Below are 15,435 nucleotides of genomic sequence, written 5' to 3' on the forward strand. Positions count from 1 at the left end.
ATCGCCATGCTCGACACCACCACCGACAGTTTGCCGATGGACCCACCACTCGCCGACCTCGGTCCGCTCGCCTGGGTGTTCGACGAACTGCGCAAGTCGCTCGACGGTGCCAACAAGGCTGTCAAGCGGTTCGTCCGTGAGTCAGAACAATCGCGCCACAACGATCTGGAAGCGGTCGATCCGGGGTCGCTGCGTTTGGCCCGCCAGCAGTTGCACCAGGCCGTGGGCGCCCTGGAGATGGTGGGGCTGGTGGCACCCGCTCAGGTGCTCAGGGGCATGGAGGCCGCCGTGCAGCGTTTTGTGCAGCGCCCCCAGACCTGCACCGAAGCCGCTGCTGCCAAGGTGGAGCGTGCGGGTTTTGCGCTGATCGAATACCTCCAGGCGGTGTTGAACAACAAGCCGGTCCAGCCGATGGCCCTGTTCCCCCAGTACCGGGATGTTCAGGAACTGGCTGCGGCCGAGCGGGTGCATCCGGCGGACCTCTGGCCGTTTGAACGGCAGGCGAACAACATGGCCCCGCCAGAGGGTGCCAAGGCCCTGTTGCCGGATCCCCAGTTGCGCTCGATGTTTGACCGGCTGGTCCTGCTGATGGTCAAGACGCACAGTCACGCTGCCGCGCAACAGCTCGCGCGCCTGAGTGCTGGCCTGTCGGCGGGTGCCGCCGTGCCCCGGGTGAGCACCTTCTGGCGGGTGGCGGCGGCCTATTTTGAAGCGGTGGCACACGACCTGCTGCCCGCGGATGTGTATGTCAAAAGGGCCGCCTCGCGCATCCTGTTGCAGTTCGCCGGGTTTGCGCAGGCGGTTAAGCCGGCTGAAGTGTCCGAGACCCTGCTGCGTGATCTGCTTTTTTTCTGCGCCCAGGCGCTGCCGTTGGACGATGACAAGACGCCTCACCTGAGCGCTGTGCGACAGGCGTTTGGCTTGACCGATGCGTTACCGGTTGACTACGCGTTCGCGTCCCTGGGGCGGTTTGATCCTTCGGTGCTGGCGCAGGCGCGCAAGCGCATTGGTGCCGCCAAGGAGTCCTGGGCGCTGTTCTCCGGTGGTGATGCCAACCGGGCACGACAGGTGGTGGATCAATACGGCCTGATCGGCGATTCGCTGCTCAAGCTGCACCCCGCCAGCACCGCGCTGGCCCAGGTGATGGTCAAGGCTGTGGATCAGGCGGCGCGTGGACAAGCCGGCGTAATGCGTCCCGAACTCTCGATGGAAGTGGCCACCACCACGTTGTACCTTGAGGCGGCGCTTGATGATTTCGATCCCAGCGATGAGGAGTTCACCGAGCGCACCCAGGCGCTCGCGGTCCGGCTTGAAAACGTTCTGGGTGGTGCACCTGCGGAACCCCTGGAAGCCTGGATGGAGCAGCTCTACCGCCGGGTGAGCGACAGGCAGACCATGGGCAGCGTGGTCGGTGAGCTCAAGGTATCGCTGGGTGAGGCCGAAAAGTCGCTGGATCAATTTTTCCGCATGCCGCGCGAAAAAGCCTGTCTTCATGTTGCGGTCTCGCAGCTCGCACAGATGCGTGGCGTGCTCTCGGTTCTCGGTCTGGATCAGGCGGTTCAGGCGGTGAGCCGCATGCGCACGGTCGTCGAACAGATTCTGGACACCGAGGTGGACGAAGTCATGGCCCGCGAGGCGGGCACGTTCCAGCAACTGGGGGACAACCTCAGCGCCTTGAGTTTCCTGGTCGACATGCTCAACTACCAGCCCGCGCTGGCGAAGAAGCTGTTTGTCTTTGACGAAGAGACGGGTGAGTTGCGTCCGGTCATGGGACGCACGGTGAATCCCGCGTCGTCAGCGATGACCGACGAAGTCCAGGCCATCAGCGTTGGCGTGCAGCGGGTGGTGGAGGGTGCGCAGGGCGATGTCAATCTGGCCGATCTGAGCCAGCAGCTCGATACCCTGGCCGATCAGGCTCAGCTGGCCGAGCAGCCCGGCGTGGCGCGCGCTGCGCGCGAGGCCGCGCAAGCCGTGGTCAACCACGACGCCCAGGCGGGCGCGCAGGCCCTGGTCGGGCTGTCGCAGGTGGTGATGCCCTCGTCCGTTCCCGAGGTGATACAGCAGGCCCAGGACAACGACAACGACGACGAAGACCTGCTCGACATCTTCCTGGAGGAGGCCCGAGAGGTGGTGGTCAATGGACTGGACGCGGTGCGCCAGTTGCAGGCGCATCCGGGCGAACTGGAGCAGCTCACAACCCTGCGCCGTGCCTTCCACACCCTCAAGGGCAGTTCGCGCATGGTTGGCTTGGCCGAATTTGGCGAGGCTGCCTGGGCGATGGAGCAGTTGTTCAACGCGGTGCTGGCAGAGCAACGCCCTGCCGCCACCGGCCTGCTGACCCTGGCGCACGATGCGATGGGCGCGTTCAACCGCTGGGTGGACGCGATTGAGGCCCGCGCCAACCACGAGTGGAATGCCCAAGCTTTCGTCCGCAGTGCGCAGGCCTGGCGCGACCAGGCTCTGTACCTGCCGCTGGGCGTGGCCGGTGCCGATGCCGAGTCGTTGACCGTGCCAGCCGAGCCCGAGCAGGAGGCTGCGCAGACCGTGACCGTGGTGGACTGGGATGAACCCGACGCGTTCGATGAACCGCCACCCGATTTTGCCGAAACGTCCTCTGTGGATATCGACTTCAGTCTGGAGCCCGAACCATCGATGAAGGGCGCCGAGGTGTCGTCGCCCATGCTGTCCGACATCGATTTCGACAGCCTCTCCCTGGTGTCATCGAAGGTCCAAGTGCCGGATGATGCCGAAGAGGCGATGGAGCCGGAGGACCTCGCAGGGCAAACCGCCATGGGCGTGCCGTCGATGTTCGACGACATTTCGCTCGATCTGGACGATCTGTCGGCGTTGGACAATGCCGCGCCACAGACTGTTGAAATGGCAGCCGGGTCCGAGGGAACCGGGGCAGTCGCAACCGGAGCGCAAGAGGCGCCCGGGCAGATCGACGTGGACATCTTTGCCACGCCCGAAAAGGCCGAAGCGGCCGATGTGACGATCGAGGTCGTCGACTTCGAGGACGATCAGCTCGAACAGCCGGAGCCGGATCTTGCAGAGGACCTGGCAGACCTGGCGCTGGCCGAGGTGACACCGGAAGAGGCAACGCCCGATACACCGGTGACGGACCAGGAACCGGCGTCGCCGGAAGCCACGCCGGAAGAAGAACCGGTGGTTGATGCCACGACGGACGACATGCCCGATGACCAGACCCGGTTGATCGGACCGCTGCGCATCGGCATCAAGCTCTACAACGTGTACCTGAACGAAGCCGACGAGTGGTCGCGCCGCCTGTGCACCAGCCTCGCCGAGTGGTCGCTGGAGCGTCACGAGCCCGTACCCGACCAGGCCGAGGCCCTCGCACACTCGCTGGCGGGCGCTTCCGCCACGGTGGGTTTCCAGCCGCTCTCGGACATTGCCCGGGCGCTGGAGCATGCGTTGGGCGCTGTCGCCCTGCACCAGCAGGGCGGGGTGGTCGCCACCGCCGAACAGTCGCAGCTGTTTGTCGATGCCGCCGAAGACATCCGCCGCCTGCTGCATCAGTTCGCCGCGGGCTTCTTCAAGGAGCCCAGTCCCGACCTGCTGGCCGCGCTGGACCGGCTGCTGCACGCACCCGTGCCCAGCACGGAAGGGCTGGACATCGAACCACTCTCGGGTTGGGACGCCGAACTTCCATCGGACGCAGCGCCGGGTATCGAGAGCACGGTAGCCCCAGACGATGTGGCATCGGCTTTCGCCCCGCCAGATTTCGAGGCCACGGGTCTGGGTGATCCAGCGACCGTGATCGCACCCCTGGTCGAGGCGGAGAGCCAGGGACCGGTGCAGGACATCGACGACGACATCGATGTGCTCGACACCATTGACGTGGACCTGTTCCCCATCTTTGCCGATGAGGCGCTTGAACTGCTGCCCCGGCTGGGCGCAGCCCTGCGCCAATGGGTGGCACGGCCGGAAAACACGAGTGCCCGGGCCGAGGTGCTGCGCAACCTGCACACCCTCAAGGGCAGTGCCCGACTGGCCGGCGCGCTGCGTCTGGGCGAGATGGCGCACCGCATGGAAACCGATGCCGAGCGTCTGGGATCCGAGGTGCAGAACTCGGTCGAGGTCGAGCCCCTGATGGCTTCTTTTGATGCCATCAATGCCCGCTTCGAGGTGTTGCGCCAGATCGATCCCGAAGCGCCGGATGTGGTCCGGCACGCGCCCGAACAGGCGGTCACCGATGAGCTGTCGGCGACGCCAGCACCCGAGACAGTCGCCCCCCCGGTGGTCGAATCGGTCGACACGGCAGAAATGTCTGGCCTGACCGGGCTGGATTTGCCCAGCGCACCCAAGGCCGTGATAGCCCGTGCTGGCGCTGCGGTGCGGGTGCGCCCGGAACTGCTCGACCGCTTGGTCAACCAGACCGGCGAGGTGATGATCACCCGTTCGCGCATGGAGTCCGAACTGGTCGCCCTGCGCGGATCGCTCAAGGACCTGACGGGCAACCTTGACCGCTTGCGCCTGCAGCTGCGAGATATCGAGTTGCAGGCCGAGACCCAGATGCAATCGCGCCTGGCGCAAGCCCGCGATGCCGACCAGTCGTTTGACCCGCTGGAGTTCGACCGCTTCACCCGAGTGCAGGAACTCACCCGCATGATGGCCGAGTCGGTGAACGACGTGGCCACCGTGCAACGCAACCTGCAACGCGCGGTGGAAGCGACCGAAGACGGGTTGGTCGCTCAGGGTCGCCAGACGCGCGAGCTGCAGCGCGACCTGCTGCGCACCCGCATGGTGGAGTTCGAAGGCATTTCCGAGCGGCTCTACCGCGTGGTGCGCCAAGCCTCCAAGGAAACCGGCAAACAGGTGCGCCTGGACATCGTGGGTGGTCACATTGAAATGGACCGTGGTGTGCTCGACCGGATGACCGCGGCCTTTGAACACCTGCTGCGCAACTGTGTGGTGCACGGCATCGAACCGCCCGAGGTCCGTCTGGCCGCTGGCAAGGCGGCCGAAGGGCACATCGAGGTCCGGCTGGCCCATGAACTCAACGATGTGTCGTTGGTGTTCCAGGACGATGGTGCCGGGCTGGACCTGGCGCGTTTGCGTGAGAGGGCGCTGGCGATGGGTCATGTGGTCGCGGGCACCGAGCTCAGTGACGAGGAAGCGGCCCAGCTGGTCTTCATGCCGGGACTCACGACCGCCAGCGAGGTGTCTTCACTGGCCGGGCGCGGCGTGGGCATGGACGTGGTGCGCACCGATGTGGTGGCACTGGGTGGCCGTGTCGAAACCCGTACCCGCCCGGGCCATGGCACGGATTTCAAGCTCGTGCTGCCGCTGACCACCGCTGTCACCCAGGTGGTGATGGTGCGCGCGGGTTCGCTCACGCTGGGCGTGCCGTCGAACCTGGTGGAGTTGGTCCGCCGCGTGAGTGCCGACGAGCTGGCCCAGGCCTATGCCAAGGGCACGCTGACGGTGGTCGGGGAAGAGGTGCCTTTCTATTGGGCAGGCGCCCTGCTGCAATCGTCCGCCCGGTCGCAGGAGGCCAAGGGGCGGACGCTGCCGGTGGTGATCTTCCGCAGTGCGGCGCAGCGCGTGGCCATGCATGTGGACGAGGTGCTGGGCAACCAGGAAGTCGTGGTCAAGAACCTGGGGCCGCAGCTTTCGCGTTTGCCCGGTCTGGCGGGCATGTCGGTGCTGGCTTCGGGCGCGGTGGCGCTGATCTACAACCCGGTGGCGCTGGCCACGGTGTACGGGCCACAGGTGCGTGAGTGGGTGTCCACCCAGACACAGCAGTCGGTGCAGACCGGTGCGGAGGTGCCGCTGTCGATGGACATGGCGACCAGCGCCGTGCCGCTGGTGCTGGTGGTTGACGATTCCATCACCGTGCGCCGTGTGACGCAGCGCCTGCTGCAGCGCGAGGGCTACCGCGTGTCGCTCGCCGCCGATGGCCTGCAGGCGCTGGAGCGCCTGCAGCAGGAACGCCCGACGGTGGTGCTGTCCGACATCGAGATGCCGCGCATGGACGGTTTCGATCTGGTGCGCAACATCCGCAGCGATCCGCGCCTCGCGGCCCTGCCGGTGATCATGATCACTTCGCGTATCGCCGAGAAACACCGCGAACACGCGCGTGAACTCGGTGTGGACCACTACCTCGGCAAGCCGTATGCGGAAGATGAGCTGCTGGCGCTGGTGGCGCACTACACCAAGATCGCTGCCGAAGCTTGAATCAGGGGGCTGATCGGCCTAGGGGCGACCCGACGGCGGATCGGCTTGCACCATTTGAGACAACCCCGGCTCCCGTGCCGGGGTTTTTCATTTCGGGGTCGCGCCCGGTTTTTTCACCACCGCGTAGCGCAGCAGCGTGCGCTCGCGCGCTTCGGCGTGGTCCACCACCGGGTGCGGATAGGTCTTGCCGAGTTCCACGCCCGCGGCGGCCAGCTCCAGTTCGCGCGCCTGCCAGGGCGCATGGATGCAGGCATCGGGCAAGCTGGCCAGCTGGGGCAGGTAGCGGCGGATGAACTTGCCTTGCGGGTCAAAGCGCTCGCTCTGGGTGACCGGGTTGAAGATGCGAAAGTAAGGCTGGGCGTCGCAGCCGCTGGAACTGGCCCACTGCCAGCCGCCGTTGTTGGCCGCGAGGTCGAAGTCGATCAGGTGGTCTGCGAAATAGGCCTCGCCCCAGCGCCAGTCGATTCCCAGATCCTTCACCAGGAAACTCGCCACCACCATGCGCAGGCGGTTGTGCATGTAGCCGGTCTGGTTGATCTGCGCCATGGCCGCGTCCACCAGCGGGTAGCCGGTGCGGCCATCGCACCAGGCGGCGAACAGCTCTTTCGCGTGTTTGCCTTGTTCGAACCGGATGTGGTCGTATTCGGGCTTGAAGGCCTTGTCCACCACGTGAGGGAAGTTGGCGAGGATCTGGTGGTAGAAGTCGCGCCAGATCAGCTCGCTCAGCCAGGTGCTGGCGCCGGTCATGCCCTGCAGGTGCATCTGGTACGCAACCGCCGCCACCTGGCGGATCGAGAGGGTGCCAAAGCGCAGGTGCACGCTGAGGTAGCTGGGCCCCTTGATGGCGGGGTAGTCGCGGGTCTCGTGGTAGCGGTGAATGCGCTGCACAAAATCCTCGAAGAGCTGGCGCGCGCCCTGCGCACCGGGCGCCATCTTGAGCTGGGCGGGGTCGATGGGTTCGAAGTCGATGTCGGACAGGCGCGGCACTGGCGCGTTCCATTCGCCGCCCGCCGGGCCGGGCAGCGGGGCGAGCGACGCCGTGTACCGGGCCACCGGGTAGGGTTTGAGCTGGTAGCTGTCGATCTGCTTGAGCCAGGCGTTTTTGTAAGGGGTGAACACGCCGTACGCATGCCCCGCCTGCGTCAGCACCTCGCGGCGCTCGAAGACCACGTGGTCCTTGTGACCATGGAACATGATGCCTTCATGGGCCAGTTGCCCCAGCACATGCGCATCGCGCACGTGGGCGGCGGGTTCGTCGTCGTGGTTGGCGAACACCGCCTGCACCTGCAGCTGCCGGGCCAGGGCGGGGATTTCATCCTTCGCGCGCGCATGGCGCACGATCAGACCGGTGGCTTCGGTGCCGTGCTCGCGACCCATCGCGCGCAGCCGTGCATCCAGCTGCACGAGCGATTCCCGGATGAACGCCACGCGCCGGTCGGCCGTCAGACCGCGCGCCAGCAGCGGCTCCAGGATGTCGGTGTCGAACACGAACACGCACCACACCTGACGGCAGCTTTTGAGGGCGTGGTAGAGCGCAGCGTTGTCCTCGGCGCGCAGGTCCCGGCGGAACCACATCAGGCCTTTGTCGTAGGTGTTCATGCGCTGGAAGGTTGGGTTGCAAGGCGGGGCGCTGCGAACGGGGCGGCGGCTTAAAATCCAGCCATGACCGACGATTTTGCCCCCATCAACCTGACCAATCATTTCCTGATTGCGATGCCCGGTCTCAGCGACGAGCTTTTCGGCCGCAGCGTGGTTTTCATGTGCGAGCACAGCGAGCGCGGTGCCCTCGGTCTGGTGATCAACAAGCCCAGCGACATCCTGTTGCCACGCCTGTTTGAAAAGGTTGACCTGCCCATGGGCCGCGAAGACCTGGCGCTGTTGCCGGTGTTCCAGGGCGGCCCGGTGCAGACCGAGCGCGGCTTTGTGCTGCACGAAGCGATCGAGGGCGGCGAGGGCGAATCGGTCTACGCCTCCACGCTGTCCATTCCGGGCGGGCTGGAAATGACCACCTCCAAGGACGTGCTCGAAGCCATGTCCTCGGGTGCAGGCCCGCGCAAGGTGTTTGTCACGCTGGGCTATGCCTCGTGGGGGCAAGGGCAGCTTGAATCCGAGATCACCGAAAACAGCTGGCTCACCGTGGAAGCCGATCCGAGCCTGATTTTTGACGCGCCCGTGGCCGAGCGCTACGAGCGGGCCATGGCGCTGCTGGGCTTGCAGCCGTGGATGCTGTCGCCAGATGCGGGCCATGCATGATGGCGGTGGAAGTTCCGGTCAACGGTCAGAGTTTTTTAGCCTTTGATTACGGCCTGAAACGCACGGGCGTGGCCAGCGGCAACCGCATCACGCGCACCGCCACCCCGCAGGCCACGATCGCTGCCGAAGGGGATGCGCGGTTGGCCAAAGTCGCCGAACGCATCCGAGAGTGGCAGCCCGACGCCCTGGTGGTCGGTGTGCCCTACCACCCCGACGGCGCCGCGCACGAAAACACCGCCCGCGCGCTGAAGTTCGCGCGCCAGTTGCGGGGCCGTCACGGCCTGCCGGTCTATGAGGTGGACGAGCGCTACAGCACCACCGAAGCCCATGCGCTGGGCGCGAAAGATGCCGACGCCGCATCGGCCTGCATCATCCTGGAACAGTTTTTGAGGAGCCTGCCTTGAGTGCATTGCAACTGGACGCCGAACAGCTCTACCTGGCGTTGCTGAGGGGGGTGAAAAACCTGATCGCCTCCACCCCGGAGCCGGTGTACCTGGCCGGCATCACATCGGGTGGCGCCTGGCTGGCCGAGCGCCTGCAGCGCGATCTCGGGCGCGACGGCGATGCCGGCGTGATCTCGTCCAGCATGCACCGCGACGACTTCGCCCAGCGCGGTCTGGCGCTCAGTGCCCAGACCGTGCTGCCGTTCGACGTGAACGGCGCGCATGTGATCCTGATCGACGACGTGCTCTACACCGGCCGCACCCTGCGCGCGGTGATCAACGAACTGTTCGACTACGGTCGCCCGGCCAGCGTGCAGCTGGCGGTGCTGGTGGACCGCGGCGGACGCGAACTGCCGATCGAGGCCCGGGTCTGCGCGGCCACGGTGGTGTTGGCACCGACGCAAACGCTTGAACTCGCGCGCGACGACGAGGGGCGCCTGAGCTTCGTGCTGGAAAACAAGAAGGAAGCCTGAAACGTGGCCAAGAACCCCCAACTCAACAAGAACGGTGAACTCATTCACCTGCTGTCCACCGAAGGCCTGTCGCGCGACATCCTCACCAAAATTCTCGACACCGCGGCCAACTTCGTGAGCGTGAGCAACCGCGAGGTCAAAAAGGTGCCGCTGCTGCGTGGCAAGAGCGTGTTCAACCTGTTCTTCGAGAACAGCACCCGCACGCGCACCACTTTCGACATCGCGGCCACGCGCCTGTCGGCCGACGTGTACACGCTGGACATCGCGCGCAGCTCCACCGCCAAGGGCGAGTCGCTGCTCGACACCATCGCCAACCTCTCTGCGATGGCGGCCGACATCTTCGTCGTGCGGCACAGCGAGTCGGGTGCTCCCTACCTGATCTCGCAGCACGTGGCGCCGCACGTGCACGTGATCAATGCCGGTGACGGCCGCCATGCCCACCCCACGCAGGGCCTGCTGGACATGTACACGATCCGGCACTACAAGAAAGATTTCACCCAGCTCTCGGTGGCCATCGTGGGCGACGTGCTGCACTCGCGCGTGGCGCGCTCCGACATCCATGCGCTGACCACGCTGGGCTGCCCGGACGTGCGCGTGGTCGGCCCGCGCACCCTGGTGCCGGGTGATCTTTCGCAGATGGGCGTGCGCGTCTGCCACACGCTGGAAGAGGGCATCAAGGACTGCGACGTGGTGATCACGCTGCGTCTGCAGAACGAGCGCATGAGCGGCGCGCTGTTGCCGTCGAGCCAGGAATATTTCAAGAGCTTCGGCCTCACGCCCGAGCGCCTGCGCTGGGCCAAACCCGACGCCATCGTCATGCACCCGGGGCCGATCAACCGCGGCGTGGAGATCGATTCGGCGGTGGTCGATGGACCGCAGAGCGTGATCCTGCCGCAGGTCACTTTTGGTATTGCGGTGCGCATGGCGGTGATGGGCATCGTCGCCGGGAACGAGGCATAACATGAAAATCCTGATTCAAAACGGCCGTGTCATGGACCCGGCCACCGGCCGCGACGAACTGGCCGACATCGCCATCGCAGCCGGTCGCATCATCGCCATCGGCAACGTGGCACCCGATTTCCACGCCAACCGCACCATCAACGCCAGCGGCTGTGTGGTCGCGCCCGGTCTGGTGGATCTGGCGGTGCGCCTGCGCGAACCCGGCCAGGAGCACGCCGCGATGCTGGAGAGCGAAATGGCCGCGGCGGTGGCCGGCGGTGTGACCTCGCTGGTCTGCCCGCCCGACACCGACCCGGTGCTGGACGAACCCGGCCTGGTGGACATGCTCAAGTTCCGTGCCGAAAAACTGCACCAGGCGCGCGTGTTTCCGCTGGGTGCGCTCACCCGGGGGCTGAAGGGCGAAGAGCTCACCGAGATGGCCGAACTCACCGAGTCCGGCTGCATCGGCTTCGGCCAGGCCGAGGTGCCGATCGTCAACGTGCAAGTGTTGCAGCGCGCGCTGCAGTACGCCGCCACCTTTGGCTACACCGTCTGGCTGCGTCCGCAGGACTTCTGGCTCGGCAAGGGCGTGGCCGCCAGTGGCCCGCTGGCCACACGCATGGGCCTGGCCGGCATTCCGGTGATGGCCGAGACCATCGCGCTGCACACGCTGTTCGAACTGCTGCGCTCGGTGCATGGCAAGGGCAGCGAAGCCCGCGTGCACCTGTGCCGCATCAGCAGCGCCGCCGGGCTGGCGCTGGTGCGCCAGGCCAAGGCCGAAGGCCTGCCCGTGAGCTGCGACGTGAGCGTGCACAACCTGCACCTGACCGATGTGGACATCGGTTATTACGACAGCCGCCTGCGCCTGCAGCCACCGGTGCGCCAGCAGCGCGACCGCGATGCCCTGCGTGCGGGCCTGGCCGATGGCAGCATCGATGCGCTGGTGTCCGACCACAACCCGGTGGACGCCGACGCCAAGGTGTTGCCCTTCGCCGAAGCCGAACCCGGCGCCACCGCCGTCGAATTGCTGCTCGGCCTGGCCTGCAAATGGGCGCAACAGGATGGCCTGGGCCTGATGCAGGCCCTCACCGTGCTGACCATCGGTCCGCAGGCGGTGCTGGGCAACAGCCTGGGCACGCTGCAGCACAGCGTGGGCCAGCTGACCGTGGGGGGGCAGGCCGATCTGTGCATCTTCGATCCCAACGCCAGCTGGCGTGTGGAGCCGGAGGCGTTGCGCAGCCAGGGCAAACACACGCCGTTTGGCGGCCATCAAATGCCGGTGCGTGTGCGCGCCACGCTGGTGGCCGGCTATGTCGCGCACGAGCGGAGCCCGGCCGCGGCACCGGTGTGAGCGAACGCGGGTCGCGCCTGGCAGCGCTGTGGCGGGCCGTTCGCGCCCTCGGCCATGTGCTGCGCGGCCTGTGGATCATCCGCAGCGAGTTCGGGCAGCTCACGCCCGACCAGTGTGCGCTGATGGTGCGCGAATGGTCGCGCCAGATGTTGCGCATCATGGGCGTGGAGCTGGTGGTGCGTGGCACGCCGCCCGCGAACGGGCCGGTGCTGCTGGTGGCCAACCACATTTCCTGGCTCGACATCGTGGTCATGAACGCCGCGCAGCCGGCGCGCTTCGTCTCCAAGGCCGACGTGAAACACTGGCCTGTGCTGGGCGCACTCATCACCGGCGCGGGCACGCTCTACATCGAGCGCGAGAGCCGGCGCGATGCCATGCGGGTGGTGCACCAGATGGCCGAACGCCTGCGCGCCCACGACAGCATCGCCGTGTTTCCCGAAGGCACCACGGGCGATGGCCGTTCGTTGCTGCCGTTCCACGCCAACCTGTTCCAGGCGGCCATTTCGGCCAATGCGCCGGTGCTGCCGGTCGCCATGGCCTATGCGGATGGCGCCAGCGGCGAGCGCAGCGACGCCCCGCTGTTCATTGGTGACACCACGCTGGTCGCCTCGATCTGGAGCACGCTGCGCGTCCAGGATCTGCAGGCCGTGGTGCACTACGGCGAACCCCAGTTCTTTCAGGGGCGCGACCGGAGGGCCTGGGCGCAGGACGTGCGCACCGAGGTGGCGCAGATGCTGGGGCTGGCGCCGCCGAACCACTGAAGTGCTCTGTTTTCATGGCTCCGGAGCTCCACCCCGACGCATGAAAGGGTGCAGCCCAGGGCACCGCCGGGCCGGCTTTGCCGGACGGCCAGTGCCGCCCCCTTGAGGGGGTAGCGCGGAGCGCTGCGGGGGTGTTTCCGTTCAGCCCTTCACGCGCTGCATCATCAGTTCGGTGTTGGTCTTGCGGTCGGCATTGACCTTCTGCACGGCGGGCCGTTCGCCCAGGCGCTTGAGGTAGTCGCGCACGGGCAGGTCGGCCAGGTAGTCGCGGCCATAGATGATCCGGGTCGCGCCACTCACCAGGGGCAGGTGCACGGCAGCAGCCACATCGGCCAGGGTGAAGCTGTCACCTGCGATGAACGGTGAAAACTTCGCCAGCTTGGCGAAGGCCGCGATGTTCTTCTCCAGCTGCTGACCGGTTTTTTCCTTGGCCGCGTCGCTGATCTTGCCGCCGAAGAAGGCCTCGGGGTAGAGGTTGCGCGCGACCAGCTCCAGGTGCAGTTCCAGGTAGCGCAGCAGTTCGCGGACCTTGGCCGCGGCAAACGGATCGGCGGGCAGCAGCGGTTGCTGCGGGTACTTGGCCTCGATGTATTCGAGCATCACGGTGGACTCGCAGAGCGTGCCCTCGTCGGTCTTCAGATAGGGCACCTTGCCCAGCGGGCTGGCGGCCTGGTCGGTCTCGCCCACCCAGGCCAGTTCTTCCTCAAAAGGCACGCCTTTTTCGAGCAGGGCGAGCTTGACTTTGTTGTAGTAGTTGCTGGCCGCGAAGCCGCAGAGTGTGAGCATGAAAGTCTCCGTTGTGGTCTTGTCGAGCGCCCATCGTATCGGCGACCCGGACACCGCAGGGTCGCGCATTTGACCCGTCGCTGATAGACTCTCGGCATGCATTTCGTACGCGCCCACCGCCGACTGACCTCATGGCTCGCCATGCTGGTCATGGTGTTTGGTGCGCTGGCGCCGGCCGTGGCCCAGGCCATGGTGGCCTCTTCGGACCGCGCCGATTGGGTCGAGGTCTGCAGCGCCAGCGGCATGCTCTGGGTCAAGGCCGACGGGTCCGGGGCGGTCGATGCGGGCATGGACGAACCCATGTCCGACGCGTCCCAGCATTGCCCCTGGTGCAACCTGCACGGCGGGGCTGCCGGCCTGCCACCCGTGGCCCACGTTGCGGGCTTTTTGGATGCCCCGGCCGATCCGGTGCCGGCTTTTTCTCGCGCCTCAGAGCCTTCCGCAGTCTGGGCCACGCCCCAGGCCCGCGGCCCCCCGCTCGCTTCCTGACTTCACCACGGCTGCGCACCTTGACGGGTGCTGCGTGTGTTCCATGACGTTCAGGAGGCCACATGCCTCACATTGTCCGAATTGCTTCTCCGGCGCTGCAGCGGATGTCCCGCCGCCGCGTCAACACCTGGCTGGGTGCGGCCGCGCTTGGCGGCCTGCTGGCCGGCTGTGACCAGCCGCTGAGCAAACCGCCTGCCGCCGCCTTCAAAGGCATCGACATCAGCGGCGCGCCCTATGGCCGGGGATTCACACTGACCGATTTCAACGGCCAGTCGCGCACCCTGGCCGACTACAGCGGTCGGGTGGTGATGCTGTACTTCGGCTTCGTGCAGTGCCCGGACGTGTGCCCCACCGCACTCACGCGGGCCGCTGCCGTCAAGCAGCAGCTCGGCGCCGACGCCGCACAGCTGCAGGTGATCTTTGTCACCGTGGACCCGGAGCGCGACACGTCCGAGCTGCTGCGCGACTACATGGCCGCGTTCGACCCCTCGTTCATGGCGCTCACCGGCAGCCCCGAGCAGATCAAGGCGGTGGCCGACGAATTCCGGGTCTATTACAAGAAGGTGCCCACCGGCAGCACCTACACCATGGACCACACCGCGCTGAGCTACCTGTTCGACCGTGAAGGCCACATTCGCGTGGTGCTGCGCCACGAACAGACCGCCGACGACTACACCGCCGACATCCGGCAATTGCTGGCCGAAAAGCCGGTCTGACGTTTTCCTTTTTCTCAACGCCAATTCAACTGGAGTCATCATGAAAAAACTGCTCATCGCTTCGCTGCTCGCCGTCACCGCCGGTGCCTGGGCGCAAACCACGGTCAAGGTCGAAGACGCCTGGGTGCGCGGCACCGTGGCCACGCAAAAGGCCTCGGGCGCCTTCATGCGCCTCACGCCCTCGGCCAATGCCCGTCTGGTGGCGGTCGAGTCGCCCGTGGCCGGCGTGGTGGAAATCCACGAAATGGCGATGGAAAACGACGTCATGAAGATGCGCCAGATCCCGGGTCTGGACCTGGCCGCTGGCCGCACCACGGAGCTCAAGCCCGGCGGCTTTCACGTGATGCTGATGGACCTGAAACAGCCGCTCAAGGGCGGCGAGAGCGTGCCCCTCACGCTGGTGTTCGAAGACGCCAGCAAGCAGCGCTTCAAACAGGAAGTCAAGGCGCCGGTGACCGCGCTGGGAGGCGGCAATGCACCCATGCCCATGAAGCCGGGCGCCGACATGAAGCCCGGCATGGAACACAAACACTGAGCATGCCCTACGACCACTCCGGGAGCGACTCCATGAACTTTTCATCTTCCACCCTTCGTCATGCCGCCCTTGCTCTGGCCCTGGTGCTGGGCAGCGGGCTGGCCGTGGCCAAATCCGTGCCCGGCGACGGCGCCATACCCGTGGTCGAGCTGATGCCGCTGACCCTGAAGCACGAGGCGGACCTCAAGCTCACAGCCGAGCAGATCCAGGCGCTGGACGAGTACCGCAAGCAGGCCATGCCCGGCCGCGTGGCGCTGCAGAAAAAGATCCTGACGCTGCGCGGCGAACTGCGCATGGCGATCCTGGACAACCAGCCTCCCGCGAATCGCGAAGCGCTGATGAAGCAGATCGCCGAGGCCGAGGTCGAGCACTTCAAGGGCCGCGAGCGTTGTGTGGAGGCCCTGCGCAAGATCATGAGCGCCGAGCAGTTCACTCAGATCAGCCAGCTCTACCTCGACGGTCTGCGCTGACCGGCATCTGCGCTGACTGAA

General features: G+C 66.3%; 13 protein-coding genes. 11 read left to right on the forward strand and 2 right to left on the reverse strand.

The genetic code is table 11. The features are described 5' to 3' along the window. Positions 1-6: 6 nt before the first annotated feature. Positions 7-6,198, forward strand: a complete 6,192-nt coding sequence (locus AC0GNO_RS07555) for a hybrid sensor histidine kinase/response regulator (RefSeq protein WP_472903559.1) — start codon at positions 7-9, stop codon at positions 6,196-6,198. An 87-nt stretch (positions 6,199-6,285) separates the two neighbouring features. Here the strand turns inward: AC0GNO_RS07555 and AC0GNO_RS07560 are convergent, their stop codons facing one another. Then, positions 6,286-7,797 carry a cryptochrome/photolyase family protein gene (locus AC0GNO_RS07560; RefSeq protein ID WP_472903560.1) on the reverse strand — a complete coding sequence of 504 codons (1,512 nt, stop codon included), beginning with the start codon at positions 7,795-7,797 and terminating at the stop codon, positions 6,286-6,288. Positions 7,798-7,860: 63 nt separating this feature from the next. Between AC0GNO_RS07560 and AC0GNO_RS07565 the strand changes: the two genes are divergently transcribed. Genes AC0GNO_RS07565 through AC0GNO_RS07590 form a run of 6 tightly spaced genes read left to right on the forward strand, consistent with a single transcriptional unit; the run spans position 7,861 to position 12,418 of the window. Next, the gene (locus tag AC0GNO_RS07565) at positions 7,861-8,451 is read left to right on the forward strand and encodes a YqgE/AlgH family protein (RefSeq protein WP_177131934.1); all 591 of its coding nucleotides are present in this window, start codon (positions 7,861-7,863) and stop codon (positions 8,449-8,451) included. After that, positions 8,451-8,855: a Holliday junction resolvase RuvX gene (ruvX, locus tag AC0GNO_RS07570; protein WP_472903561.1), complete on the forward strand. Its 405-nt coding sequence runs from the start codon at positions 8,451-8,453 to the stop codon at positions 8,853-8,855. Before AC0GNO_RS07565 ends, ruvX begins: the two co-directional genes overlap by 1 nt. After that, positions 8,852-9,367, forward strand: coding sequence for a bifunctional pyr operon transcriptional regulator/uracil phosphoribosyltransferase PyrR (pyrR, locus tag AC0GNO_RS07575; protein WP_472903562.1), 516 nt, complete (start codon positions 8,852-8,854; stop codon positions 9,365-9,367). The genes ruvX and pyrR overlap by 4 nt, the downstream gene beginning before the upstream one ends. Before the next feature lie 3 nt (positions 9,368-9,370). Then, positions 9,371-10,327, forward strand: a complete 957-nt coding sequence (locus AC0GNO_RS07580) for an aspartate carbamoyltransferase catalytic subunit (protein ID WP_472903563.1) — start codon at positions 9,371-9,373, stop codon at positions 10,325-10,327. Between the two features lies 1 nt (position 10,328). Then, positions 10,329-11,657 carry a dihydroorotase gene (locus tag AC0GNO_RS07585; protein WP_472903564.1) on the forward strand — a complete coding sequence of 443 codons (1,329 nt, stop codon included), beginning with the start codon at positions 10,329-10,331 and terminating at the stop codon, positions 11,655-11,657. Then, the gene (locus tag AC0GNO_RS07590) at positions 11,654-12,418 is read left to right on the forward strand and encodes a lysophospholipid acyltransferase family protein (RefSeq protein ID WP_472903565.1); all 765 of its coding nucleotides are present in this window, start codon (positions 11,654-11,656) and stop codon (positions 12,416-12,418) included. Before AC0GNO_RS07585 ends, AC0GNO_RS07590 begins: the two co-directional genes overlap by 4 nt. A 141-nt stretch (positions 12,419-12,559) precedes the next feature. On the opposite strand, the gene AC0GNO_RS07595 is transcribed toward AC0GNO_RS07590, so the two are convergent. Next, positions 12,560-13,204 (reverse strand): glutathione S-transferase family protein, encoded by a 645-nt coding sequence (locus AC0GNO_RS07595; protein WP_472887656.1) that lies wholly within the window; start codon positions 13,202-13,204, stop codon positions 12,560-12,562. 96 nt (positions 13,205-13,300) lie between these two features. On the opposite strand from AC0GNO_RS07595, the gene AC0GNO_RS07600 reads away from it, so the two are divergent. The 4 genes from AC0GNO_RS07600 (at position 13,301) to AC0GNO_RS07615 (ending at position 15,414) form a co-directional block, all read left to right on the forward strand. Next, a complete protein-coding gene (locus tag AC0GNO_RS07600; RefSeq protein WP_472903566.1) occupies positions 13,301-13,693 on the forward strand; it encodes a DUF2946 domain-containing protein in 393 nt (130 codons plus the stop codon). Positions 13,694-13,755: 62 nt separating this feature from the next. Next, on the forward strand, positions 13,756-14,409 hold the full coding sequence (locus AC0GNO_RS07605; protein WP_472903567.1) for an SCO family protein: 654 nt from the start codon (positions 13,756-13,758) through the stop codon (positions 14,407-14,409). Positions 14,410-14,449: 40 nt separating this feature from the next. Further along, the gene (locus AC0GNO_RS07610) at positions 14,450-14,944 is read left to right on the forward strand and encodes a copper chaperone PCu(A)C (protein WP_472887653.1); all 495 of its coding nucleotides are present in this window, start codon (positions 14,450-14,452) and stop codon (positions 14,942-14,944) included. A 32-nt stretch (positions 14,945-14,976) separates the two neighbouring features. Beyond that, entirely contained in the window at positions 14,977-15,414 is a 438-nt protein-coding gene (locus AC0GNO_RS07615) for a hypothetical protein (RefSeq protein WP_472903568.1), read from the forward strand. Positions 15,415-15,435: the final 21 nt, after the last annotated feature.

The sequence above is a fragment of the Hydrogenophaga sp. L310 genome, from assembly GCF_055703065.1.